This is a genomic window from Bacillus sp. S14(2024) (assembly GCF_050473785.1).
In the GTDB taxonomy this organism is placed as follows: domain Bacteria; phylum Bacillota; class Bacilli; order Bacillales; family Bacillaceae_G; genus Bacillus_A; species Bacillus_A yunxiaonensis.
On record NZ_JBFLUP010000006.1, the window covers coordinates 851729 to 877114 of the forward strand.

25 protein-coding genes are annotated in these 25386 nt (G+C 37.2%); 16 read left to right on the forward strand and 9 right to left on the reverse strand.

What is annotated here, in order from left to right; genetic code table 11:
• Positions 1–40: 40 nt before the first annotated feature.
• Complete coding sequence (locus tag AB1279_RS04640; RefSeq protein WP_429757999.1) at positions 41–481, reverse strand: Lrp/AsnC family transcriptional regulator; 441 nt, start codon at positions 479–481, stop codon at positions 41–43.
• 121 nt (positions 482–602) lie between these two features.
• Here AB1279_RS04640 and AB1279_RS04645 point away from each other — a divergent pair, with 121 nt between their 5' ends.
• Complete coding sequence (locus tag AB1279_RS04645) at positions 603–1022, forward strand: carboxymuconolactone decarboxylase family protein (RefSeq protein WP_429758000.1); 420 nt, start codon at positions 603–605, stop codon at positions 1020–1022.
• Between the two features lie 71 nt (positions 1023–1093).
• Here AB1279_RS04645 and pepQ read toward each other — a convergent pair whose 3' ends face one another.
• Positions 1094–2191, reverse strand: coding sequence for a Xaa-Pro dipeptidase (gene pepQ, locus AB1279_RS04650; RefSeq protein ID WP_429758001.1), 1098 nt, complete (start codon positions 2189–2191; stop codon positions 1094–1096).
• 149 nt (positions 2192–2340) lie between these two features.
• Here pepQ and AB1279_RS04655 point away from each other — a divergent pair, with 149 nt between their 5' ends.
• The gene (locus tag AB1279_RS04655; RefSeq protein WP_429761296.1) at positions 2341–3024 is read left to right on the forward strand and encodes a metal-dependent hydrolase; all 684 of its coding nucleotides are present in this window, start codon (positions 2341–2343) and stop codon (positions 3022–3024) included.
• Between the two features lie 39 nt (positions 3025–3063).
• On the opposite strand, the gene AB1279_RS04660 is transcribed toward AB1279_RS04655, so the two are convergent.
• Positions 3064–3228: a hypothetical protein gene (locus AB1279_RS04660; RefSeq protein ID WP_429758002.1), complete on the reverse strand. Its 165-nt coding sequence runs from the start codon at positions 3226–3228 to the stop codon at positions 3064–3066.
• 232 nt (positions 3229–3460) lie between these two features.
• On the opposite strand from AB1279_RS04660, the gene AB1279_RS04665 reads away from it, so the two are divergent.
• Together AB1279_RS04665 and AB1279_RS04670 are read left to right on the forward strand one after the other, a co-directional pair.
• The gene (locus tag AB1279_RS04665; protein ID WP_429753603.1) at positions 3461–4774 is read left to right on the forward strand and encodes a DRTGG domain-containing protein; all 1314 of its coding nucleotides are present in this window, start codon (positions 3461–3463) and stop codon (positions 4772–4774) included.
• A gap of 79 nt (positions 4775–4853) precedes the next feature.
• The gene (locus AB1279_RS04670; RefSeq protein ID WP_429761297.1) at positions 4854–5120 is read left to right on the forward strand and encodes a DUF3949 domain-containing protein; all 267 of its coding nucleotides are present in this window, start codon (positions 4854–4856) and stop codon (positions 5118–5120) included.
• 263 nt (positions 5121–5383) lie between these two features.
• On the opposite strand, the gene murI is transcribed toward AB1279_RS04670, so the two are convergent.
• From murI to AB1279_RS04685, 3 genes are all read right to left on the reverse strand, one after another.
• Positions 5384–6175, reverse strand: a complete 792-nt coding sequence (gene murI, locus AB1279_RS04675) for a glutamate racemase (protein WP_429761299.1) — start codon at positions 6173–6175, stop codon at positions 5384–5386.
• Between the two features lie 200 nt (positions 6176–6375).
• On the reverse strand, positions 6376–7134 hold the full coding sequence (locus tag AB1279_RS04680; protein WP_429758003.1) for an arylamine N-acetyltransferase family protein: 759 nt from the start codon (positions 7132–7134) through the stop codon (positions 6376–6378).
• A gap of 11 nt (positions 7135–7145) precedes the next feature.
• Positions 7146–7454, reverse strand: a complete 309-nt coding sequence (locus tag AB1279_RS04685; RefSeq protein ID WP_429758004.1) for a YtpI family protein — start codon at positions 7452–7454, stop codon at positions 7146–7148.
• 118 nt (positions 7455–7572) lie between these two features.
• On the opposite strand from AB1279_RS04685, the gene AB1279_RS04690 reads away from it, so the two are divergent.
• Entirely contained in the window at positions 7573–8505 is a 933-nt protein-coding gene (locus AB1279_RS04690) for a DHH family phosphoesterase (RefSeq protein ID WP_429758005.1), read from the forward strand.
• 18 nt (positions 8506–8523) lie between these two features.
• Here the strand turns inward: AB1279_RS04690 and ytrI are convergent, their stop codons facing one another.
• On the reverse strand, positions 8524–9024 hold the full coding sequence (ytrI, locus tag AB1279_RS04695; RefSeq protein WP_154711965.1) for a sporulation membrane protein YtrI: 501 nt from the start codon (positions 9022–9024) through the stop codon (positions 8524–8526).
• Positions 9021–9362 (reverse strand): YtrH family sporulation protein, encoded by a 342-nt coding sequence (locus AB1279_RS04700; RefSeq protein ID WP_429753608.1) that lies wholly within the window; start codon positions 9360–9362, stop codon positions 9021–9023. The genes ytrI and AB1279_RS04700 overlap by 4 nt, the downstream gene beginning before the upstream one ends.
• A 99-nt stretch (positions 9363–9461) precedes the next feature.
• On the opposite strand from AB1279_RS04700, the gene dnaE reads away from it, so the two are divergent.
• The 8 genes from dnaE (at position 9462) to AB1279_RS04740 (ending at position 20189) form a co-directional block, all read left to right on the forward strand.
• Positions 9462–12791 (forward strand): DNA polymerase III subunit alpha, encoded by a 3330-nt coding sequence (gene dnaE, locus AB1279_RS04705; RefSeq protein WP_429758006.1) that lies wholly within the window; start codon positions 9462–9464, stop codon positions 12789–12791.
• Positions 12792–12882: 91 nt separating this feature from the next.
• Entirely contained in the window at positions 12883–14139 is a 1257-nt protein-coding gene (locus AB1279_RS04710) for an NAD(P)-dependent malic enzyme (protein ID WP_429758007.1), read from the forward strand.
• Positions 14140–14153: 14 nt separating this feature from the next.
• The gene (locus AB1279_RS04715; RefSeq protein WP_429758008.1) at positions 14154–14789 is read left to right on the forward strand and encodes a FadR/GntR family transcriptional regulator; all 636 of its coding nucleotides are present in this window, start codon (positions 14154–14156) and stop codon (positions 14787–14789) included.
• A 205-nt stretch (positions 14790–14994) separates the two neighbouring features.
• Entirely contained in the window at positions 14995–15864 is an 870-nt protein-coding gene (accD, locus tag AB1279_RS04720; RefSeq protein ID WP_154711960.1) for an acetyl-CoA carboxylase, carboxyltransferase subunit beta, read from the forward strand.
• Positions 15852–16826 carry an acetyl-CoA carboxylase carboxyl transferase subunit alpha gene (gene accA / locus AB1279_RS04725; protein WP_429758009.1) on the forward strand — a complete coding sequence of 325 codons (975 nt, stop codon included), beginning with the start codon at positions 15852–15854 and terminating at the stop codon, positions 16824–16826. Before accD ends, accA begins: the two co-directional genes overlap by 13 nt.
• Positions 16827–16955: 129 nt before the next feature.
• Complete coding sequence (pfkA, locus tag AB1279_RS04730) at positions 16956–17915, forward strand: 6-phosphofructokinase (protein ID WP_429758010.1); 960 nt, start codon at positions 16956–16958, stop codon at positions 17913–17915.
• A gap of 54 nt (positions 17916–17969) precedes the next feature.
• Positions 17970–19727 (forward strand): pyruvate kinase, encoded by a 1758-nt coding sequence (gene pyk / locus AB1279_RS04735; protein WP_429758011.1) that lies wholly within the window; start codon positions 17970–17972, stop codon positions 19725–19727.
• Positions 19728–19799: 72 nt separating this feature from the next.
• A complete protein-coding gene (locus tag AB1279_RS04740) occupies positions 19800–20189 on the forward strand; it encodes an FxsA family protein (protein ID WP_429758012.1) in 390 nt (129 codons plus the stop codon).
• 307 nt (positions 20190–20496) lie between these two features.
• Here the strand turns inward: AB1279_RS04740 and ytvI are convergent, their stop codons facing one another.
• Positions 20497–21603 (reverse strand): sporulation integral membrane protein YtvI, encoded by a 1107-nt coding sequence (gene ytvI / locus AB1279_RS04745; protein ID WP_429753616.1) that lies wholly within the window; start codon positions 21601–21603, stop codon positions 20497–20499.
• Positions 21604–21944: 341 nt separating this feature from the next.
• On the opposite strand from ytvI, the gene AB1279_RS04750 reads away from it, so the two are divergent.
• The 3 genes from AB1279_RS04750 to icd all read left to right on the forward strand — a co-directional run bounded on the left by AB1279_RS04750 (position 21945) and on the right by icd (position 25378).
• Positions 21945–22406 (forward strand): DUF441 domain-containing protein, encoded by a 462-nt coding sequence (locus AB1279_RS04750; RefSeq protein WP_429753617.1) that lies wholly within the window; start codon positions 21945–21947, stop codon positions 22404–22406.
• A gap of 428 nt (positions 22407–22834) precedes the next feature.
• Positions 22835–23953, forward strand: a complete 1119-nt coding sequence (gene citZ, locus AB1279_RS04755; protein ID WP_429758013.1) for a citrate synthase — start codon at positions 22835–22837, stop codon at positions 23951–23953.
• 132 nt (positions 23954–24085) lie between these two features.
• Positions 24086–25378, forward strand: coding sequence for an NADP-dependent isocitrate dehydrogenase (gene icd / locus AB1279_RS04760; protein ID WP_429758014.1), 1293 nt, complete (start codon positions 24086–24088; stop codon positions 25376–25378).
• Positions 25379–25386: the final 8 nt, after the last annotated feature.

A 25386-nucleotide genomic window follows, 5' to 3' on the forward strand; every position in this document is an offset into this window, starting at 1 on the left:
TTCTTATGGGATATATTCCGATAGATAATTACGAAACAGGTCAATCTGAATCAATTTTTAAACTCGTTTGGACTTGAGAAAAGATAAAATGTGTAACAGTGGATGCGTATGGGTTTACAGTGTCGATAAACTCTTCTGCTTTAGAAAAGTTCTCAAATTGCATTTTAAGCATATAACAAGCATTTCCGGCTATGCGGTAACAAAAATCCACATTAGGAAGACTCTCAATGTAACTTTTAAAATTTTTATAGCCACCGTTTTTAACTGTTGCTTCTATTATGCATTGGATAGGAAATCCTAATTTTTCATAATCAATTTCTAAAGTATATTTTTTTATTATTCCAAATGACTCCATTTGTCTTACTCGTTCAGTTACAGAGGGAGAAGATAAATTAATTCTTCTTCCAAGTTCACTCATTGATAAACGACTATTGTTGGATAACTCAACTATTATTTTTTTATCAATATCATCTATTTTCATTTTTAAAGTAATCCGCCTTTTTTGGTTTGTTATTTAAATTATTATTAAATAATACATTTCTAATTTAATGTAATCTATAGATTTTATTCTGTATGCTTAATATAACAAGGAGGTATTGTAAATGGCAAGGATCAATGAATCAAATTTCGGAGAAACGCCCTTTCAAAAACTTTTAGGACACAATAAAAAAGTTATGGAGGCGTGGTCTTATTTAGGAGAAGTACTAGAGAAAGATGGGCTGTTATCATCAAAATTAAAAGAACAGGTTAGAAGAACATTAGCGCAGAGCAATGGTTGTGAGTATTGCAAAGCAAAAGGAAAACCTGAGCCTCATATATTTGATGAAAAAATATCTGTTGCGGTTGGATTTGCAGAAGTGTTTTTAAAAGAACAAAAAGGAAATATTTCAAATTCTTCTTTTCAAATATTAAAAGAGTATTTTTCAGAAGCTGAAATAAGTGAGCTTTGTGCATTCATTTCTTTTACTACTGCTCAACATTATTTTGGTGGAATGATGAAGTTAGAAGCGGATGGATTTTAACTTTGGAGTTTTGGAGATAAATACAAATAAAAAATGCTTGGATAGTGATGATTTCCAAGCGTTTTTTATACTTATTTTACAAACTGTAATTCTTTCGGGAATTTCGTTAAAATTTCCACGCCATCTTTCGTGATATAAACATCATCTTCAATACGAACGCCGCCTACGTTTGGTACGTAAATACCTGGCTCGATCGTGAAGACCATTCCTTCTCGTAATGGAGAGTTGTTGCCTTCTTTTACATCTGGATATTCGTGGACGCTAATGCCAAGTCCATGACCAAGGCGATGTGGGAAGAAGTCGCCGTAACCAGCATCTGCGATAATAGAACGAGCAGCACGATCGATTTCACTAAATGTTGCACCTGGTTTACATGATTCAACTGCATGTAATTGCCCTTTTAATACAGTGTCATAAATGCGTTTTTGTTCGTCTGAAATTTCGCCAAAAGCAACTGTACGCGTAATGTCAGAGCAGTAACCGTCGATAATAACACCTAAGTCAAATAGGACGAAATCACCGCGTTGCATTTTATTTGCACCTGGTACACCGTGCGGAAGGGCGGAATTTGCACCTGTTAATACCATTGTGTCAAAGGACATTTTATGAATGCCTTTTTTCTTTAATTCATGCTCAATTATCGCTAATACTTCAAGTTCACTGCGATTCTCTTGAATTGCATTTACCCCAACTTCAACTGCATAATCAGCCATAGCAGCAGCTTGGCGTAAAATCTCTAGTTCTTTTTCATCTTTAATTAAGCGAAGTTCACGTACTTTTTCTTCAGCAGGTGTGAAAGATGCTTTTGGGAATAATTGTGATAAGTGCTCATAGCGTTCTACATTTAAATGTTCTTTTTCAATTGCAACTGTATTTGCATCAATGCCGCGTGCTTTGATTGCTTTCGCGATCATATCCCATGGATTATCTGTATCTGTAAATCCGATAATTTCGTGAGTCCAGCCAGCACTTCTTACTTTGTCTTCTTCCATCTTCGGACAAATTAACATAGGTTCTTTTTCTTGGAATACAAATAGACCGAGTAGTCTTTCATGCGGTTCGCAGTGGAAGTTCGTCATATAGAAGACGCTCGGTGTAGAAGTTAAGAATGCAGCTTCTGTATTTTTTTCTTGTAGCCATTGCATTAATTTTTCTAATCTAGTATTCATAAATCTGCACCTCCGAAATTTCAATTACATGTATAACTTTACATCGAACGAAAGCGTTATGACAAGCAAATCGATGTTTGAAAAGACAGGGAATTGCGAAATCGTGTAGAATAGAAGGTGTGAATATGAATAAGGGAGGTAATGAAAAGATGAAAGTATCTTATCACGGTCATTCAGTTGTAAAGATTGAAACGAACGGGAAGGTTATTTTAATTGATCCATTTATTACAGGTAATCCGAAAACAGATTTAAAAGTAGAAGAGGTAACAGTCGATGCAATTATCCTTTCTCATGGACATGGTGATCATGTTGGGGATACAGTAGAATTAGCAAAAAAACATAATGCAGTTGTTATTGCACCGTTTGAGCTTGCGACATTTTTAGGTTGGAAAGGTGTGAATACACATCCAATGCATATTGGAGGTTCTCATGCATTTGAATTTGGAACAGTGAAGTTTACACAAGCATTTCATGGTTCTAGCTATATTGATGAAGAAAATCAAACGATTACATATACAGGTATGCCAGCGGGGATTGTATTTACTGCAGAAGGAAAAACAATTTATCACGCTGGGGATACAGCGTTGTTTTCAGATATGAAATTAATTGGCTCTCGTCATACGATTGATGTGGCGTTTTTACCAATTGGGGATAACTTTACAATGGGTCCAGAGGATGCCGCGTTAGCTGCAGAATGGATTGGAGCAAAAATTGTCGTGCCGATGCACTATAATACATTCCCAGTTATCGAACAAAATCCGTATCAGTTTGTAGGGAAATTAACCGGTAGTGTAGGGAAAGTATTAGAAGCTGGGGAAGGTATTGAGCTATAACAAAAGAAACCTTCATTTTGCGCGGCAAAGTGAAGGTTTTTATATGTGAGAAGGGTATAATGTAGATGTTGTATTTGTTATATCATTTTTAGATTGTGGTGTGCCTGTTTCTATTTCTGCTGTTTCGTTTAATGCTATTGCTACTTTCTTTCCGTCCACGAATGCTAACAATACCGCACTAATTATTTTTAAAGCTTCTTTCATATCATATCGCTCCTTTTCTCTTATTTCTTATTTTCATTGTACGATAAGGAAATGAAACAAACCATCGAATGAGGTGACAAGCAAATTACATTATTGTAAGAAACTTGTATAGACTTGTTATAAAAAAAATAGTACAGATATAGAAAGATGCAGTGTAACAGTTTTTGAAATATAGTATACTAAAAAGATAACGCGTGAAGAATTTAGGGAAAAGAAAGTATGGTGAAACTTTTTGGCTACGAAACACAACCAAATTTTAGAATATATCAACAGTTTGCCAATTGGGCATAAAATTTCTGTGCGCCAAATCGCAAAAGAGTTGAGTGTAAGTGAAGGAACGGCATATCGTGCGATTAAAGATGCGGAAAATAAAGGATATGTAAGTACAATTGAACGGGTCGGGACAATTCGTATTGAACAAAAAAAGAAAGAAAATATCGAAAAGCTAACATTCGCAGAAGTTGTTAACATTGTGGATGGTCAAGTGCTTGGCGGAAGAGAAGGTTTACATAAAACGTTAAACAAGTTTGTAATCGGGGCAATGAAGTTAGAAGCAATGATGCGCTATACGGAAGCTGGGAATTTACTTATTATCGGAAACCGTACACAAGCACATCAATTAGCGCTTGAAGAAGGAGCAGCTGTACTCATTACAGGTGGATTTGATACAGAAGAGCATGTGAAGAAATTGGCAGATGAATTAAAGCTGCCGATTATTTCGAGCAGTTATGATACATTTACAGTAGCAACGCTTATTAACCGCGCTATTTATGATCAACTTATTAAAAAAGAAATAGTTCTCGTTGAAGATATTTTAACACCAATTGAAGAGACGGTATATTTACAGCCAAGTGATACGGTGGAAAAATGGCATAAATATAATGAAGAAACGATGCACGGCCGTTATCCGATTGTAGATGAGGAAAATAAAGTGCTGGGCATTGTAACGTCCAAAGATATGATTGGTGTAGTAAAAGAAACACCAATTGAAAAAGTAATGACAAAACAGCCGATTACTGTCAACGGAAAAATGTCTGTTGCAGCAGCGGCACGTATGATGGTGTGGGAAGGAATTGAGCTTCTTCCAGTTGTTGATGATAGCAATACATTACAAGGGATTATTAGTCGTCAAGATGTGCTGCAAGCGCTCCAAATGATTCAGCGTCAGCCGCAAGTTGGGGAAACGATTGATGATATTGTAACGAATCAATTTATGAACCCGAAAGAAGCGAAACAAGATTCTGCTTATCATTTTTCTGTCACACCACAAATGACAAATTCAATTGGGACTTTGTCATACGGCGTCTTTACAACAATTGTGACAGAAGCAACAAATCGTGTGCTTCGTGCGCAGAAAAAAGGTGACGTCATTGTAGAGAATTTAACCATTTTCTTTGTAAAACCGGTTCAAATTGATAACGTTGTGTCCGTTTATCCGAAAGTGCTAGAAATTGGACGTAAATTTGGTAAAGTTGACGTAGAAGTACGACATGAAGGAAATGTTGTTGGAAAAGCATTGCTTATGGTTCAATTAATTGATCGTTAAGAAGAAAAAGCTGTCTGAAAGGGCAGTTTTTTTGTATAAATAAATGTCTGAATTTTCGTTCGATATGTTATTATGGAAAATGAAGGGAGTGGTGTATGTGTTATCTGCTGGTATCTTTTTCGGAAGCATTGCTATCCTTTACTTTCTAATCATGATTCCAATCCAATACTCTTATATATCGGGGTTAAAAGAAAGAATGAAGAAGATTGGGCTTACACAAAGTGAGTTATACGAAAAGATGTCATTTGAAGAAGAACAAGCGCATTTCAATTTGCAGGGGAATTTGTTTAACATACCGTCGGCTATTGTTGCGAGTCTGATATATAAACTGCGCCATCGTAAATAGGAACAGTTCAAATGTAAGATTAGGTAGTTCTGATAATGTAGAACAATATAATGAATAGTGTGTGAAATCAAGTATAAAATCACATTGGCTTTATACTTGATTTTTATCCCTTGTTAACGGGCAGTATGACCCTTCTATCAGTTTCGCTATTGCTGAAAAGGAGGCAATAGTGAAACTGATAGAGGGAGACCAGATAGCTGTGCTTTTGAAAATTGCAGAACAAGTTAGCTATCTGCGCCTCTTGATTTACCGCTCATATGGAATTATCTTGTGAGTGAGCTTTCCTTATCTAACAGTGCTAATAATTTTTTATAATTAGATAAAGTAGTTTCATCTTCAACTTTATTACCAGATTTAAAAAATGAAATATTTCCTGTTCCGTTGTTCATTTGGTTATTTTCTTCGAGAATTCTCTTTAAATTTTTAGCAGTTCCAACACTTCCGTCGATAATGTCTACATCTTCGCCCAAAAGTTTCTGTAAACTGGATTTAAAATATGGAAAATGAGTACAACCGAGAACGACTGTTCCAAATTGTTTTAAATCAAATATAGATAATTGCTGTTTTAGATAGGGTAAAACTTTTTCTTCACTGAATTCGAATTCCTCAGCAAATTGTACAAGACCAGGAAGAGGTAGACTTTCAACAATATCGTGATTATCTATGCTTTTTACTAAATTTTGAAACTTTTCCTCTTTAAGAGTTAGTTTAGTTGCTAACACTAAAACTTTTTTTCGCTTTTCTTCACTATTTTGAACAGCTGGTTTTACAGCTGGCTCAATCCCTAAAATCGGAAAATCGTACTTTTTACGTAAATCTTCCACAGCAATACTTGTTGCTGTATTACAAGCAATGACTAATGCTTTCACATCTTGATTCGCAATAAAGTCAACAGCATCAAAAATATATTGTTTTACCTCTTCCTTTGGTTTTTCGCCATATGGAACATGTAAAGTATCAGCATAAAAAATATAATCTTCATTTGGTAAGATCTTTAACGCTTGATGAAGTACAGTAATTCCACCGATACCAGAGTCTAAAAATCCTATTCTCACTGCTTTCACTTTCTTTCCTTTTTAATCAATTCAATTGTATTCTATCACTTATGTTTTTTTAGTACCATTTTTACTATGAATGAACTCACTTTCAATTTTAAAATTGAAAGCGGTCATCCCTCCATGAAAGGATGACCGCTTTTTCATGTTTTCAATGAATCTTACAGAAAAACTACAGTTATTGTATAAAGAAATGACTCCTATTTAACCGCAATACCAAATTCACTCAACGCAAGCGCTTGAAAAGTTTGCAGATCAATCGTTTGTTTAGATTTATGATTCCCTCTCGTTACGGTATAGGTTTTGTCTGTCAGTGTAATGTGACCATCGTCTGTTCGTTTTGCGAGAAGCGGTGATTTATTAAATGGTGATTGTTCATGGTGGGTAATGATTTGTTGTGCGTTTTGTAAAACTGTTTCATCAATTGGCGATGTGAAGAAGTCATAGCCAATTTCTAGAGTGCCATTTTTATATTTTTCAAATGCGTATTCTCCTAAATCTGTTTTTTTCTGTTGAATACGGTATTCACCAGTTGAGGATGTCACTGTTTCTCCTGTAAGTGGAATAGGCTGCAGAGCATGATGTGAACCGAAACCAACATCGATTAGGTATAGCTGATTATTATGATGTAGAATCGTTGCAAAGTGCGTTTCAATTAGCCGAATTTCTCCATCATTAAATACAGTGCCGGATATCATATGAACTTGAAATCCTAGTTCTTTTAAAGCGTAGTAAAATAAAGGATTCAGCTCATAGCAAACACCACCGCGCTGGTTGTCTATAATCTTTCTTTTTAAGTTTTCAAAGGTAATTTCAATGTTTTCATTTTGTATAATACTAATATTTTCAAATGGCACATGTTTAGCAAATTGTGATTGTAACACACGAATATCTTCAAATGTCACATCTTGCTTTTCGTATTGAATACGGTTAAAAAAATCGTTTAGAAAGGTGTTCATTTCATCTCACCTCAAGATTGTTTTTGGAACTGCTCTGCTTCCTCAACCGCAAGCGGTAAAAAATGTTTATATTGGCGAATTCCATTGTAGATGCTAGCTCCGCCAACAATTACAAATAAAGCGCCAACGATTATACGAGCCGTTGAAAGGTCCAAGAAAAATTGGTTCAGGCCAAATAATGCAACAAATAATCCGAGTGCAATCGCTGATTTTCCAGCAAGCCATCCTTTCTCCATGGAACGGTTTGTGCGAAAATATTTCGTTTTGTAGAAGAGATACAACATAAATGTAACGATAATACAAAAGACTAATACTGGCATGACCCCAATCCCCCATCTATTTGTATGTTATTTATTTTATTGTAAATCAATTATCGTCCTGTATGAAGTGTTTTGGGTTATAATGGGTATAAATTGGTGAAAAAGGAGACTTTTACATATGCATGAGAAGATTTTAGAAGCAATTAAGCAATTTGATACGATTATTATTCACCGTCATGTACGTCCGGATCCAGATGCATTAGGTTCGCAGTGCGGACTTGGTACAATGCTGCAAGAGTCGTTTCCAGAGAAAAAGATCTATATGGTAGGATACAACGAACCATCTTTAGCATATTTACGCGTAATGGATGAAATTGATGATGCTACATATGAAGAGGCGCTTGTTATCGTTTGTGATACAGCAAACCAAGAGCGCGTTTGCGATCAGCGCTACACAAAAGGAAAGCAATTAATTAAAATTGATCATCATCCAAATGAAGACCCGTACGGAGATATTGTTTGGGTAGATACAACTTCTAGTTCTACAAGTGAACTTATTTATGAATTTTATTTATATGGTAAAGACAAAGGATTAAGGTTACCAAAAGAAGCAGCGCGTCTTATTTTAGCGGGTATCGTTGGTGATACAGGACGTTTCTTATTCCCAAGCACATCTGCAAAAACACTTCGTTATGCATCTGAACTTGTAGACATGGGAGTTGAATTCCCCGCATTATATGATGAAATGTATAAAACAAATGAGCGCATTGCACGTTTAAATGGTTACATTTTACAAAACTTCACAATGACAGAAGAAGGAGCAGCTTATATTAAGTTGACAAAAGAAGTATTAGAGCAATTTGATGTACTTCCGTCTCAGGCATCAGGAGTTGTTGGAGCACTTGGAAATATTGAAGGCTTAAAAGCATGGGTTTTATTTCTAGAGGAAGAAGATGTAATTCGTGTTCGACTTCGTTCAAAAGGACCGGTAATTAATACATTAGCAATGCAATATAACGGTGGAGGGCATCCAATGGCTTCCGGTGCAAAAGCTTTTTCTTGGGAAGAAGCGGACCGTATTTTTGCAGACTTACGCGAATTGTGTAAATAAGAAGAAAGGTAGAGAGCTCTACCTTTCTTGTTTTATCTTTACGCTAATTTCAAGTGTAGTGTCAAAAGAAACTGTTTCGATTTCAAATCTATAGACACGGTCGTAATATTTATATACTTTATTTTCAATGACCTTTTTCAGTAGTTCTTTATTATTTGCGACGCTCTGAATATTTTGGGTAAGCAAGTGGCGGAGATCATCGCGAATCGAGGTTTTTAATGTTTCAACAGTAAGAGAGTCTACATTATATTTATCATGATTGACAATCTCAATTTCAATTTCTTGAATCGTTAACACTTTTTTATTTTTTTCATTTTCTTTATTTTGATCTTCAATGATTACATGTAAGTCATCTGTTAACTTCTTTATTTTTGCTTCTTGTTGTTCTAGTGTTTTTGTTTGTACTTCTTGAAATACACCATATATGTACAAAAAAATAATCCAGCTTAAAATACCGCCAACAGCAGCGCCGCCTAAAAAAAGTTTCCATCGATTGGAGAGTGAGCTTGGAACTCTCATACATGCTCCTGTGTAATCCAATTAATAATAATGAATCCTGTTTGCATACCGCCTGTGGCAAAGAAAATAAGCAGAATTTGTTTCACAATATCTTTTGTATCTCCTCCAAAGAAGCTGCGTTCAAAGCTGTAAAATGTATCGAAAGTCCCGCCAATAGCAGCGACAAGTGCCCAAATTCGTAAATTTTCTGCAAACTGCGTAATCATTGTGAGGGGTGGTTTCCCAACTAAAAAGGCACCAATCCCGCCGATTAACGACCCACCAATCATAACACCAAGGGCAATAAAATAGCTTGTAACGAGAAGAGAGAAAAAGCTTTGATTCACTTCCATCATCATTCTCCTTTCTTTTTCATGTATATGGACAAAGAAGGGGAAGTATGTTTTGATTTCACGTATAATAGGAAGTAGTCAAATAGATAAAGAGAGGGCATAAAAGTGAAGTTTGTGCATTTACAATGTCAAACCGTTTATAGTTTATTGAAAAGTGCATGTAAAATAGATGAGCTTGTTCATCAAGCGAAAGAACTTGGTTTTACAGCATTAGCGATTACAGATGAAAATGTGATGTATGGTGTTGTTCCGTTTTATAAAGCATGTAAAAAAGCGGGCATTCAGCCTATTATCGGTTTAACAGCTTCGATATGGAATGAAGAAGAAGAGCGATCTTATCCACTTGTTTTATTGGCTGAAAACGAAACTGGGTATCGGAATTTACTTAAAATCTCTAGCAGCATTATGACAAAGTCAAAAGACGGTATTCCAAAGAAATGGCTTGCGCACTATGCAGGCGGATTAATTGCGATTTCTCCAGGGAAAGACGGTGAAATTGAACAACTTGTATTACAGGGCAAACATGAGGTTGCTGAAGAAGTAGCAAATACGTATAAAAGTATATTTGCGAGCTTTTATATAAGCTTACAGCACCATGCTATTCAAGAAGAATTATTGCTGCAGGAAGAGCTTCTGCCACTTGCAAAGCAGCTGGGAATCCCACTTGTTGCGACAAATGATATTCGTTATGTCAAACAAGGTGATGCGATTGTACAGGAGTGTTTACTATCTGTTCATAGCGGCACAAAAATGACAGATTCAGAAAGGCCGCGTTTACAAACTGATCAATATTATATGAAATCGCATTCTGAGATGGAAGCGTTATTCGCTGCTATGCCAGAAGCGATTCAAAACACTGCATACATTGCAGGGCGCTGTCATGTAGAGATTTCGTTTCATACAAATCAATTACCGAAGTTTCCAGTATCAACAAATGAATCGTCAGATGACTTTTTACGCCGCATTTGTGAAGAAGGGCTGAGGAAACGTTATGAAAGAGTGACAGATGTGCATAAAGCACGTTTAGCGCACGAATTAGGCGTTATTTCTCGTATGGGATTTAGTGATTATTTTCTTATTGTATGGGACTTCATGACGTACGCTCATGAACGTCGCATTTTAACAGGACCAGGCCGTGGTTCGGCAGCTGGATCACTCGTGTCTTACGTATTGGAAATTACCGATATTGATCCAATTCAGTATGATTTATTGTTTGAAAGATTTTTAAATCCAGAGCGTGTGACACTTCCTGATATTGATATTGACTTTCCAGATATTCACCGCGATGAAATGATTCGTTATGTGAAAGATAAGTACGGAGACCTACGTGTTGCCCAAATTGTAACATTTGGAACACTCGCAGCAAAAGCAGCAATTCGCGATATTGCAAGAGTAATGGGGCTGCCGCCAAATGAAATTGATATTTTTTCAAAGCATATTCCATCTAAGGTTGGGATTACATTAGAGGAAGCTTATATAGAATCGCAAGCACTGCAAAATTATATACAAAGTAACCTCATATTTCAAAGGATATTTGATATCGCAAAACGGGTAGAAGGCTTACCTCGTCATACGTCTATTCATGCAGCCGGGGTAATTATGAGCGAAGAGCCGCTAACAAATAGCGTTGCTATTCAAGAGGGGCATGATGGTGTATATGTTACGCAATATCCCGCAGAGGTATTAGAAGAACTTGGATTATTAAAGATGGACTTTCTTGGTCTTCGGAATTTAACATTGCTTGAAAATATTCGTACCTTTGTTGCGCAAACAACTGGGACAAATATAGATATAAAGAAATTACCTCTTCAGGATGCGAAAACATTCGCACTGCTCGGACGGGGAGATACGACTGGAATTTTCCAGCTTGAATCAAGCGGAATGCGGAATGTTTTGCGTTCGTTACAACCGAATGAGTTTGAAGATATTGTTGCGGTTAACGCGCTATATCGACCAGGACCAATGGAGCAAATTCCAGTATTTATTGAATCAAAACATGGGAAACGTGCGATACATTATCTTCATCCTGATTTGAAACCAATTTTAGAAAATACGTACGGAGTTATCGTTTATCAAGAACAAATTATGCAAATTGCCTCTCGTTTAGCAGGATTTTCTCTTGGTGAGGCTGACTTATTACGCCGCGCCGTAAGTAAGAAAAATCGTGATATTTTAGACGAAGAGCGTACTCACTTTGTGAAAGGCTGTTTGCAAAATGGGTATGATGAAGAAACTGCCCAGAAAATTTATGATTTAATTGTGCAATTTGCGAATTATGGATTTAATAGAAGTCATGCAGTTGCTTATAGTATGATTGGATATCAGCTTGCCTATTTAAAAGCAAATTATCCGTTGCAGTTTATGACAGCACTATTATCAAGCGCAGTCGGAAATGAAGAGAAGATTGTACAATATGTTCGGGAAACGAAGCGAAAAGGATTTCATGTTTTACCTCCATCTCTTCATAAGAGCAGTTATGATTTTCTTGTGGAAGGGAATGCAATTCGGTATAGCTTACTTGCGATTCGTAATGTAGGGATGGCGACAGTAAATGCTTTAATGGAAGAAAGAAACAAAAAACCATTTCAAGATTTATTTGAGTTTTGTTTGCGCATGCCGGCGAAGTTTGTAACAGAACGCAATTTAGAAACGATGATTTGGGCTGGTTGTTTTGATGACTTTGAGGTTTCACGTCCATCGTTGTTTAACAGTATTAAAGGTGCGTTAGAATATGCGAACTTAGCACGTGAAATTGGCGAGGAGCTTGTGCCGAAGTCAGAGTATGCACAAGAGGCAGAGCTATCCTTTATTGAACAATTAAATAAAGAGAAAGAAGCACTGGGCTTTTATTTATCAAGTTATCCAACTGCACAGTACGCACCGCTTATTAAACAATTGGAAATTCCAACACTTGCACAAGCGATGAAGCAGCAAAGAAAAGTGCAGCGGGCAATTGTGTATTTGACAAATATAAAAGTCATTCGAACAAAAAAATTACAAAAGATGGCGTTTGTTACATTTTGTGATCAAAACAATGAGATGGAAGCGGTTGTATTTCCTGAAACGTATATCCATTTTGCAGAGCGGTTACAAGAAGGTGAAATTGTTTTAATAGAAGGTACAATTGAACAACGAAATCACAAGCTGCAATGGATTATAAATGGGGTATATCCGTTAGAACAAATGGATACTTACGATAAAATGAAGGACGCTTCTATTTACGTGAAAATACCATCACAGTATGAAAAAAAGCTGTTAAACAATATAACAAAAATATTGTTTCACTATTCAGGTTTTGTGAAAGTACTAATTTATTATGAAAAAGAGCATAAGATGATACAATTATCTCGTAGTTTATCCATTCATCCAAGTGAAGAATGTCTACAAGCGCTTTATGAGGTAGTCGGGAAGGAAAATGTCGTTGTAAAAATATAATGGACAATTTCCCTCTATTTCGATTATAGTAGTAATAGCGTTCGTGGTCAGACCACCTTGGAGAATGAATAACGCTATGCAGTAAGAACATATGAGGAGAGTGGATCGTTTGTCAACACTTCGTGAAGAAGCACTTCACATGCATAGAGTGCATCAAGGAAAATTAGAAACAGTATCAAAAGTAAAGGTAGAAAATGCAAAAGATTTAAGTCTTGCGTATTCTCCAGGGGTTGCAGAACCATGTAAAGTTATTTATGACGATAAAAGCAAGGTATACGAATATACAATGAAGGGCAATATGGTAGCAGTTGTAACAGATGGAACGGCTGTATTAGGTCTTGGAAATATTGGACCGGAAGCATCACTTCCTGTTATGGAAGGTAAAGCTGTATTATTTAAGAGCTTTGCTGGCGTAGATGCATTTCCAATTGCTTTAAATACAAATGATGTAGATAAGATTGTTGAAACTGTAAAATTAATGGAGCCAACTTTTGGCGGCGTGAACTTAGAAGATATTGCAGCGCCAAACTGCTTTATTATTGAAGAGCGTTTAAAGAAAGAAACAAATATTCCTATATTCCACGATGATCAGCACGGTACAGCAATTGTAACAGTAGCAGGTCTTGTGAATGCATTAAAGCTAGTTGGGAAGAAAATGTCTGATATTAAAGTTGTTGCAAATGGTGCCGGAGCAGCTGGTATTGCGATTATTAAACTTTTATATCGCTACGGTGTACGCGACATTATTATGTGTGATACGAAAGGTGCGATTTTTGAAGGTCGTCCTGTTGGTATGAACCCTGTGAAAAATGAAGTTGCAAAATATACAAATAAAAATCGTGTAGAAGGTTCATTAGCAGACGTAATTCAAGGTGCAGATGTTTTTATCGGTGTATCTGCGGAAGGTGCATTAACAGAAGAAATGGTTCGCTCTATGAATGAAGATGCAATTATCTTTGCAATGGCGAATCCAAATCCAGAAATTATGCCGGAAATTGCAAAAGCAGCTGGAGCAGCAGTTGTAGGTACAGGTCGTTCGGACTTCCCGAACCAAGTAAATAACGTACTAGCTTTTCCTGGTATTTTCCGCGGTGCCCTTGACGTACATGCAACGCAAATTAATGAAGAAATGAAGATTGCAGCAGTACGAGCAATTGCTGAGCTTGTATCAGCTGAAGAACTAAATGCGGATTATATTATTCCAGCTCCATTCGATGTGCGCGTAGCACCGCAAGTGGCAGCGTATGTAGCGAAAGCTGCAATGGAAACAGGTGTTGCTCGCCGCCAAGTCGATCCGAATGAAGTAGCTGAGAAAACAAGAGAACTAGCGATTATCGGTAAAGAATAAGCGAGGAGTGTCCATTGACATCATCACAAACAAAAGTATACCTGGAAATAGTGAAAAAAATCCGTTCTATTATAAAAGAGGACGGATTAGAAGCAGGTAATCGCCTGCCATCTGAACGAGAGCTAAGCGCGCGTTTAAATGTTGGTCGTTCCTCTGTTCGTGAAGCGCTTAGAGCGCTGGAATTGGTTGGCTTAATTGAAACGCGGCGCGGTGAAGGGACGTTCATTCGAAATTTTTATGAAAATGGTCTTGTGCAATTAATTGCACCGTTCGTATTACAAGATGAAAAAACGCGGCAAGATTTGTTACAAATGAAAGAGTTGCTTGAGAAAGATGCGATTCGTGTTTTATGTCAAATGCAGACAGAAGACAGCTTAAAGATACTTAAGGTGACTTTTTCTGATGAACAGTCATCTATCGCTGAATTTCATCAAACCTTTTTAAAAACGCTTGTAGAGCAAGTAGATAATTTTTTAATGTATCGTGTTTGGATGATTGTACATGACTACGCTTCGACGCTTTCTTGCGATGTTCATTTAAACGCGAGAGAATTGCATGAAAAGCTATATAAAGCCTTAGAGAATAAGCAGGAACAAACAGCAATAGAGCTTTATGATGCAATCAAAGAGAACATACAGTTTCATTTGTAATTCTATACATCTATACAAAATTTGTCGAAATGACCATGACACGTTCTGACAAACATTCTGCCAGACAACGTTTAAAGTTAAACGTAAAGAGATGGGTTATAAGACAAATTGAGAAAACAAGGCTAACACTTATTGACGTAGGTGTTAGCCACATTTTCTTACTCGTTAACCTTAGCTCTTTTATCACCTAAAGGAGGGTCAAACTTTGCTACGAGATTTATTCCAAAAGAAGAAAAAATATGCTGCAATTCCTTCAGAGCAAGTAAGAAGAGATGTACCGGACGGCGTCATGACAAAATGTCCGAAATGCAAAAAGATCATGTATACGAAAGAACTTCTGAAGAATTTAAAAGTATGTGTTAACTGTGGGTATCATCATCCGATGAACGCATGGGAGCGTCTTGAAAGTTTGTTAGATGAAAATTCATTTCGTGAATATGACAAAGAAATGATTTCGGCAAACCCGCTTCACTTCCCTGATTACGAGGAGAAACTTGAGGGCGATCGTAAAAAAACTGGATTAAACGAAGCAGTTGTGACAGGAGAAGGAACAATCGAGAATATGCTCGTTGTTGTTGCGGTTATGGATTCAAGGTTTCGAATGGGAAGCATGGGCTCTGTTGTAGGTGAAAAAATTGCGCGTGCTGTTGAAAAAGCACATGAAATGAAAGTGCCGTTTCTTATTTTTACCGCATCAGGCGGAGCTCGTATGCAAGAGGGTATTTTAAGTTTAATGCAAATGGCGAAAACAAGTGTTGCTTTGAAAAAGCATAGCAATGCAGGTGGTTTATTCATTTCTATTATGACGCATCCAACAACGGGCGGAGTTTCCGCGAGTTTTGCTTCACTTGGTGACTACAATTTAGCAGAACCAGGCGCTTTAATTGGATTTGCAGGTCGCCGCGTAATTGAACAGACTGTTCGTGAAAAATTGCCGGAGGACTTCCAAACGGCAGAGTTCTTATTGGAACATGGACAATTAGATGCAGTTGTGCACCGTAATGATATGAGAGATACACTCCGCAAGATTTTAGAAGTTCATCAAGGGGAGGAAGTGGCGTCATGGCAGAATTAGAATTTGAAAAGCCAGTTGTTGAGCTGAAAAATAAGATTCGTGAATTAAAAGAGTATACGAAAAACAGCCAAATGGACTTCAGTGAAGAAATCCGTATTTTGGAAGAGAAGTTAGAGCATTTAGAGGAAGAAATATACGGCAATATGAAAGTATGGGACCGTGTTCAAATTGCTCGTCATGCCGAAAGACCGACAACGCTTGATTATATTGAGCACTTATTTACCGATTTTTTTGAATGTCATGGAGATCGCCTATTTGGTGATGATGCAGCGATTGTCGGCGGTATAGCGAAATATAATGGAATGCCTGTAACGGTAATTGGCCATCAGCGCGGAAAAGATACGAAAGAAAATATTCGCCGAAATTTCGGAATGCCTCACCCAGAAGGTTATCGCAAAGCATTGCGCCTTATGAAGCAAGCGGAGAAGTTTAATCGCCCAATCATCTGTTTCATTGATACGAAAGGGGCTTATCCTGGTAAAGCAGCTGAAGAACGTGGTCAAAGTGAAGCCATTGCTCGTAATTTATTTGAAATGGCAGGTTTAACTGTACCTGTTATTTGTATTGTTATTGGTGAAGGTGGTAGCGGCGGTGCATTAGGTCTTGGCGTAGGAGATTACATTCATATGCTAGAAAATTCCACTTATTCTGTTATTACTCCAGAGGGTGCGGCTGCGATTCTTTGGAAAGATGCAGGAAAAGCAAAAGAAGCTGCTGAAGCGATGAAAATTACGGCGGCGGACTTGAAAGAATTGGGTGTAATTGATGAAATGATTCCAGAAGCTCGCGGCGGTGCGCATCGCAACGTTAAAGAACAAGCGGAATATATAAACCGTACCTTACAAAAAACATTCCAACAATTAGAAGGTGTTTCGAAAGAGGAACTGGTCGAAAATCGTTACACAAAATATATGAAAATTGGGCAAGTTTCGTTTTCAAACGCTTCCATTGGGGTAAAATAGAAAAAGCGTGCGTTCCATCTCGCGAATGCACGTTTTTCTTATGAAAAAGACACATCTTCTCCATTGTCATTTTATCTTTCTTCATGTTATTTTAATATAAGGCAAATAATCTTTATGAGGTGAGTACTAATGAAACGTATTGGTGTGTTAACAAGTGGTGGAGATTCCCCTGGTATGAACGCTGCCATTCGTGCGGTTGTACGTAAAGCAATGTATCATGATCTAGAAGTGTATGGTATCTATCATGGATACGCAGGGCTAATTTCTGGTCATATTGAAAAATTAGAGTTAGGTTCTGTAGGCGATATTATCCACCGCGGTGGAACGAAATTATATACAGCGAGATGCCCTGAGTTCAAAGAACTAGAAGGGCAATTAAAAGGAATTGAACAATTAAAGAAATTTGGTATTGAAGGACTTGTTGTTATTGGTGGAGATGGTTCTTACCAAGGTGCGAAAAAATTAACAGAGCATGGTTTTCCATGTGTAGGTGTACCTGGCACAATTGATAATGATATTCCTGGTACTGATTTTACAATTGGCTTTGATACAGCTTTAAACACTGTTATTGATGCAATTGATAAAATTCGTGATACAGCTACATCTCATGAACGTACATATGTAATTGAAGTAATGGGTCGTCATGCGGGAGATATTGCGTTATGGGCTGGTTTAGCAGACGGTGCAGAAACAATTTTAATTCCGGAAGCAGACTATGACATGGGTGATGTAATTGCCCGTCTAAAACGCGGTAGTGAACGCGGTAAGAAACATAGTATTATCGTTGTAGCTGAAGGTGTTGGCAGCGCGATTGAAATCGGTAAACACATTGAAGAAGCAACACAATTTGATACACGTGTTACAGTATTAGGTCACGTACAGCGCGGAGGATCTCCAAGTGCGATGGACCGTGTATTAGCAAGTCGTCTTGGTGCAAGAGCAGTTGAGCTTCTATTAGAAGGAAAAGGCGGCCGCTGCGTAGGTATTCAAAACAATCAACTTGTTGATCATGATATTATTGAAGCGTTAGCACAAAAACATCAACTTGATTTAGATGTGTATCAATTATCAAAAGAGTTATCCATCTAATTGGCGTAGTGTCGGATTGGTGGTAACGTTTTCATAAATATTTGGAGGTGCGTTATGCGCAAAACTAAAATCGTATGTACAATTGGTCCTGCTAGTGAAAGTATTGAAAAATTAGAACAATTAATCGGAGCGGGTATGAACGTTTGTCGTTTAAATTTCTCTCACGGTAGCCATGAAGAGCACGGAGCACGTATTAAAAGCATTCGTGAAGCTGCGAAGAAAACTGGTAAAACTGTAGCAATCTTACTTGATACAAAAGGTCCAGAAATTCGTACACATGATTTTGTAGATGGACAAGCTGAACTAAAAACAGGTGCAGAAGTTGTTATTTCTACAGAACAAGTATTAGGAACTGCTGAAAAGTTCTCTGTAACTTATGCGGGACTTTATGATGATGTAGATACAGGTTCTCGTATTCTCATCGATGATGGTCTTATTGAGTTAGAGGTAATTGAAAAAGTAAACGGCGATATCCGCACAAAAGTATTGAATAGCGGTACTGTAAAAAATAAAAAGGGTGTAAACGTACCAAACGTAAGCATCAAGCTTCCTGGGATTACAGAAAAAGACATTCAAGATATCATCTTCGGTATCGAGCAAAATGTTGACTTTATCGCAGCTTCTTTCGTACGTAAAGCATCTGACGTATTAGAAATTCGTGAATTATTAGAAGCGCACGGAGCGCAACATATTCAAATCATTCCAAAAATCGAGAATCAAGAAGGTATCGATAATATCGACTCTATCCTAGAAGTTTCTGACGGTTTAATGGTAGCGCGCGGTGACATGGGTGTAGAAATTCCACCAGAAGAAGTACCGTTAGTGCAAAAGCGTCTAATCAAAAAATGTAACGTACTAGGTAAACCAGTTATTACTGCAACGCAAATGTTAGATTCTATGCAACGTAACCCTCGCCCGACACGCGCGGAAGCAAGTGACGTAGCAAACGCTATTTTCGATGGCACAGATGCAATCATGCTTTCTGGTGAAACAGCGGCAGGTTTATACCCACTTGAAGCGGTACAAATGATGGCAAACATCGCAATTCGTGTTGAGAAATCATTGCAATATGAAGACATGTTCAAAAAACGTCTTAAAGAGCAATCTTGTACAATTACAGATGCGATTAGTCAATCTGTTGCACATACAGCAATTGCACTTGATGTAGCGGCAATCGTAGCTCCGACAGAAAGTGGCTATACTGCGAAAATGATTTCTAAATATCGTCCAAAATCTCCAATCGTAGCAGTAACATCTAATGAACAAGTATGCCGCAGTCTTGCGCTTGCTTGGGGTGTACAAGCATATATGGCAGAGGAAAAGGCAAAATCTACAGATGAAATGTTAGAAACTGCTATTGAAACAGCTATGGATTCAGGTATGGTTGGCCTTGGTGATACAGTTGTTATTACTGCTGGTGTACCAGTTGCTGAAACTGGCACAACAAATTTAATGAAAATTCATGTTGTTGGCGAACAACTCGCTAAAGGACAAGGAATTGGTCGTAAAACAGCAAAAGGTAAAGTTGTTGTAGCGACAACAGCTGAAGAAGCATTAGCAAACGTAACAGAAGGTTCCATTCTTGTTACAACAAGCACTGACAAAGATATGATTCCTGCAATTGAAAAAGCTGCGGCTCTAGTTGTAGAGGAAGGCGGCTTAACAAGCCATGCGGCGGTTGTTGGTGTAACAATTGGTATTCCAGTTATCGTTGGTGTAGAAACTGCGACTGCTATCCTGAAAAATGGTCAAGAAGTAACAGTTGATGCGGCGCGTGGAATTGTATATAATGGACATGCGGAAGTGCTATAAGAAATAATATGTAGGGAAGGACGGAGATCCTTCTCTTTTTTTTACTCAATTTGAAAACATGAGGTGAGAGGAATGAAGATATTTCTCTTTTTATTTATTTTAATTCCAGCGTTAGAAGTTACAGTGTTAATTGGATCGAGTCACTGGATTGGGCTGTGGCCGACGTTTTGTGTGATTGTAGTAATGAGTATTATGGGAGCGTATATAGCGAAACGGCAAGGAGTAGCAGTTTGGAGAGAGATTCAGTATCGGTTAAGTAGAGGTGAGATTCCCGGTGATGCTGTATTAGATGCGATTTGCATTTTTGCAGGCGGTATACTTCTAGTGATTCCAGGGTATATAACAGACTGTATAGGATTGATGTTATTGATTCCGATAGCGAGAAAACCGGTGAAATATATGATAATCAAATGGATGGAACGAAAAATAAACCGAAATAACACTATTATTGTGCAAAAATAACACTTGAAAGAGGAAACTCTTCAAGTGTTATTTTTTTGTCGAAAATACAAATGAATAAATATTCATTTGTTGAAAAAGAGAGAAAAGGATTGTATTTTTATTCGTTTTAATAAATAAAAAAACAAGGAGAAAATTCTCCTTGTTTTTAGCTGATTTTTCTATTGATGAAAATCTACTTTATACCAATCGTTAGAGCTTTACCCCGCCGGTATGTTTGGGTATTTCGTGAAGTGAAACCGCCCGTAAGAGCCCGATTGGCTCAACTAATCCTCAGCAAGGGCAAATAATTGCTGAGGAAAGTTTCGCTTTACCCTTTTATAAACTTCCAAAGATCTTTAAATACATTTGCTTTATGTAATGTATTTAATAACACGAGTGTTACAGGACCGATAATTAGTCCTAAAAAACCAAATAATTTAAATCCGATAAATAAAGAAAATAATGTTGGAAGTGGATCAAGTCCGATGTTAGATGATAATACCTTTGGTTCCATTAATTGTCGTTGCACAATGACAACGATATATAAAATGAGTAACCCAAGTGCGAAAGCGGTGTCTCCTGTAAAGAATACGTAAATAATCCATGGAACGAAAACAGTCCCTGTTCCTAGGTATGGAAGTAAATCAACAACTCCTGTAATAAGGGCGATAGTAATGGCGTATGGTACACGCAAAATTAATAGGCCTATTAGAACGATAATGGTCGTCATTGATATAAGTGTAAATTGAGCCTTTATAAATCCAAACAAAGCTTTGCGCAAATCAACAAAAATTGTTTTTCCATAGCCATGTAACCGATTTGGCAATAATTTTTCAATTTTACGAGCAAGACGGTGCCAATCAAAGCTAATAAAGAAAGTGGCTAATAAGACGAATACAAGAACAGTTAACATAGTCGGAAGAGCACTGATGAAATTTGTTAATCCACTTATTATGGCTGTCAAAATAGTTTTCATTTGCTGCGTTGCTTCTGTACCAAGGTTTTGAATGTTTGTTGTAATCGTACTTTGTTGTGTTGCCCCAAGGTGATTGAATTTTGCAATTAAATCGTTATAGAGCGGCATAATGTTAGTGAGTGCAAATTCTTGCAGATACTGAACAATAGCCGGAAATTTGTCCGGTACAATTTGTAATAAGTAAGTTGTTGCAGAAATCGCTTCTGTTACAAGATACGTAACGAGTCCAACGATGGCTCCAAATACAAGGATAAGGCTAATAAATACAGACAAAGCACGAGGAAATCGTAGTTTTTGATCGAGAAAGTTTACAACTGGATTGATCATATATGCAATTGCAAAAGCGATAATAAATGGGTATACAAGACCTGCTATATATACGAGTGCGTATATTCCAAATATAGCTGCTGCAATGACAAATAGAAGTCGAAGTGCCATATAAAGTGAATGTCGATTCAAAGGTCTTTCCCCCTTTGCAAAATATGTTTCGTAAGAGCTAAGGTTGTGTAAGTATTCACTTATCAAATGATGAGATGCTTTGATGCACCTTCTGTAAATGGTATGATATTGTATGGGTTTTTCTCTTTTTATTTTACCTTTTTCTTGTAAGAAAGAAAAGGGAAGCAACTTCTTTTTGGGCGTAAGTGGAAACGATTCTCTATTCGCTGAATAAATTCCTCTTTTTTCAGAGAAAGCAAAGAAAATAGGTGGAGATGAAAAAACTCCACTGATGGAAGTTACACTTTATTAAAGGGATATGTTCGAGAGCACTTCATTATTTTCAGAAAGGATGAGGCATCATGATTAGTCAATCAACTTTATTTTTATTCATACTTCTTCTCATTGGATTTATCGCAAAAAATCAATCTTTAACAGTAGCGGTTGGCGTTTTATTGTTGATGAAATGGACGTTCTTAGGAGATAAAATGTTCCCTTATCTTCAAACGAAAGGAATTAACCTTGGGGTTACCATTATAACGATTGCGGTTCTTGTGCCGATTGCGACAGGAGAAATTGGTTTTAAGCAACTTGTAGAGGCGACGAAATCTTATTATGCTTGGATTGCTCTTGCTTCTGGTGTTGCTGTAGCACTTCTTGCGAAAGGCGGTGTACAGCTTTTAGCGAGTGATCCGTATATTACGACAGCTCTTGTGTTTGGAACAATTATTTCGGTAGCACTATTTAATGGAGTGGCGGTGGGACCGTTAATTGGAGCTGGAATTGCATATGCTGCGATGAGTATTATACAGCTATTTAAATAAAAAAATTTATTGTAATATAAATTTTTTGAATTCTTTCCATTCACAAAAGTCAGATAATTGTTTATAATAGATTTATGGAACTTTTTCGAGTTACATAACAGCATAGACCTACACCAGATAAAATAAAAACAACATAAAATAATTTGGCTAATATTGTTTTATGTTGTTTTTATATATAAGCTCTCCGAAATTATATTTCCTCACTATGTATCGTTTGTAGCGTGGGGAGGCGGGGAGAATCTCACGTCTATGCTAAAAAGCATGGAACGATAGATAGATGTAAATGCAGATTTGATTGTACTAGGGTGTATTTCGCTTGTTTCAGAGATGAACGGGTGCTCATTCATTTTCGTGAACAGCGGAAAGTACATTTTATTGAGACAAAGTATAAGGTTGGGGAGAAATTTCGTGGAAAAGGAGAGGTTATAATGACTGTTATTCGAGGTTTAGAAGGGGTAGTAGCAACAACATCATCTGTAAGTTCTATTATTGATGATACATTAACATATGTAGGATACAATATTGATGATTTAGCTGAAAATGCTACATTTGAAGAAGTTGTATACTTATTGTGGCATCGCAAGCTTCCGAATGAAGTGGAATTAGAAGAATTAAAAACACAATTATCCCAGCATGCAGGAGTGCCAGGGGAGATTTTAGAATATTTGAAAAACACGAACTTAAAAACAACACATCCAATGTCGGTTTTACGTACAGCGATTTCCATGCTATCATTATACGATGAGGACGCTGAATTAATGAATGCAGAGTCCAATTATTTGAAAGCGGTTAAATTACAGGCGAAAGTTTCAACTCTTGTTGCGGCATTTGCAAGAATCCGCAAGGGGTTAGATGTTGTTGAGCCTCGTAAAGATTTATCATTAGCTGCAAACTTTATATATATGTTAAATAATCGTGAGCCAAATGAAGTTGAAATTGAAGCATTTGATAAGGCGCTTGTACTTCATGCGGATCATGAATTAAATGCATCTACTTTTACAGCGCGTGTTTGTGTAGCTACACTTTCCGATGTGTATTCCGGTATTACAGCAGCAATTGGTGCTTTAAAAGGACCACTTCATGGAGGAGCAAATGAAAATGTAATGAAGATGCTAATGGAAATCGGTGAAGAAGAAAATGTAGAATCATATATTGATAATGCATTTGCGAATAAAGTGAAAATTATGGGCTTTGGACATCGTGTATACCGCAATGGTGATCCGCGTGCAAAACATTTACGTGAAATGTCTAAGCGTTTATGTGTGCTAACAGGGCAAGATAAGTGGTATAATATGTCCATTAAAATTGAGGAGCTTGTAACTTCAGCAAAACAGCTTCCGCCAAATGTAGATTTTTATTCTGCATCTGTGTATCATTGCTTAGGAATTGATCATGACTTATTTACACCAATCTTTGCAATCAGCCGTATGTCTGGTTGGTTAGCTCATATTCTAGAACAATATGACAATAACCGTCTCATTCGTCCGCGTGCAGATTATGATGGTCCGATTAACCAACGTTATGTACCAATCGGCCAAAGGGCGTAATGCGCTTTCAAGAATCTGACTTTTTCGCAAAGAAACAATGATTGGAATATTTAAAATTAATTTATGGTTTGAACTGAGGGGATTATCCCTCAGTTTCATACATATGAAATTTCAAACATGGGGGTAATCGCAGTGACTACAGGAGAAAAAATTACCGTAACTAATGGTGTTATGAATGTACCAAACAACCCAATCATTCCTTTTATTGAAGGAGATGGAATTGGACCAGATATTTGGGCGGCAGCATCTCGTGTATTAGAGGCAGCTGTTGAAAAAGCATATAACGGCGAAAAGAAAATTGTTTGGAAAGAAGTGCTTGCTGGAGAAAAAGCATTTAATCAAACAGGTGAGTGGTTACCAGAAGAAACGTTAGAATTGATTCGCGAATATTTAATCGCAATTAAAGGGCCATTAACAACTCCTGTTGGTGGTGGCATTCGTTCTTTAAACGTAGCGCTTCGTCAAGAACTAGACTTATACGTATGTTTACGTCCTGTTCGCTACTTTGATGGTGTTCCTTCTCCTATCAAGCGTCCGGAAGATACTGATATGGTTATTTTCCGTGAGAATACAGAGGACATCTACGCTGGTATTGAATATGCACAAGGTTCTGAAGAAGTTCAAAAGCTTCTTGCGTTTTTACAAAATGAAATGGGCGTGAAAAAAATCCGTTTCCCAGAAACTTCTGGAATTGGAATTAAACCGATTTCTGAAGAAGGTACAAAGCGTCTTGTTCGCGCTGCGATTCAATATGCAATTAATGAAAAACGTTCTTCTGTTACATTAGTTCATAAAGGTAACATTATGAAGTATACAGAAGGTGCATTCAAAAACTGGGGTTACGAAGTAGCAGAAAAAGAGTTTGGCGACAAAGTATTTACTTGGGCTGAATATGACCGTATTGTTGAGAAGGAAGGAAAAGATGCTGCTAATAAAGCGATGTCAGAGGCAGAAGTTGCTGGAAAAATCATCGTAAAAGATTCAATTGCAGATATCTTCTTACAACAAATTTTGACGCGTCCACGCGAGTTCGACGTTGTAGCAACAATGAACTTAAATGGCGATTATATTTCTGATGCACTTGCAGCGCAAGTTGGCGGCATCGGTATTGCACCAGGTGCTAACATTAACTATGTTACAGGACATGCTATTTTTGAAGCGACACATGGTACAGCTCCAAAATATGCAGGTTTAGATAAAGTAAATCCATCTTCAGTTCTTCTTTCAGGGGTATTAATGTTAGAACATTTGGGATGGAATGAAGCAGCGAAATTAATCATTGATTCTGTAGAGAAAACGATTGCTTCAAAAGTGGTAACATATGACTTCGCACGCCTTATGGAAGGTGCAACTGAAGTGAAATGTTCCGAATTTGCTGGTGCTCTTATTAACAATATGGACGCAGCGATTATTAAAAACTCATAATTCTAAAG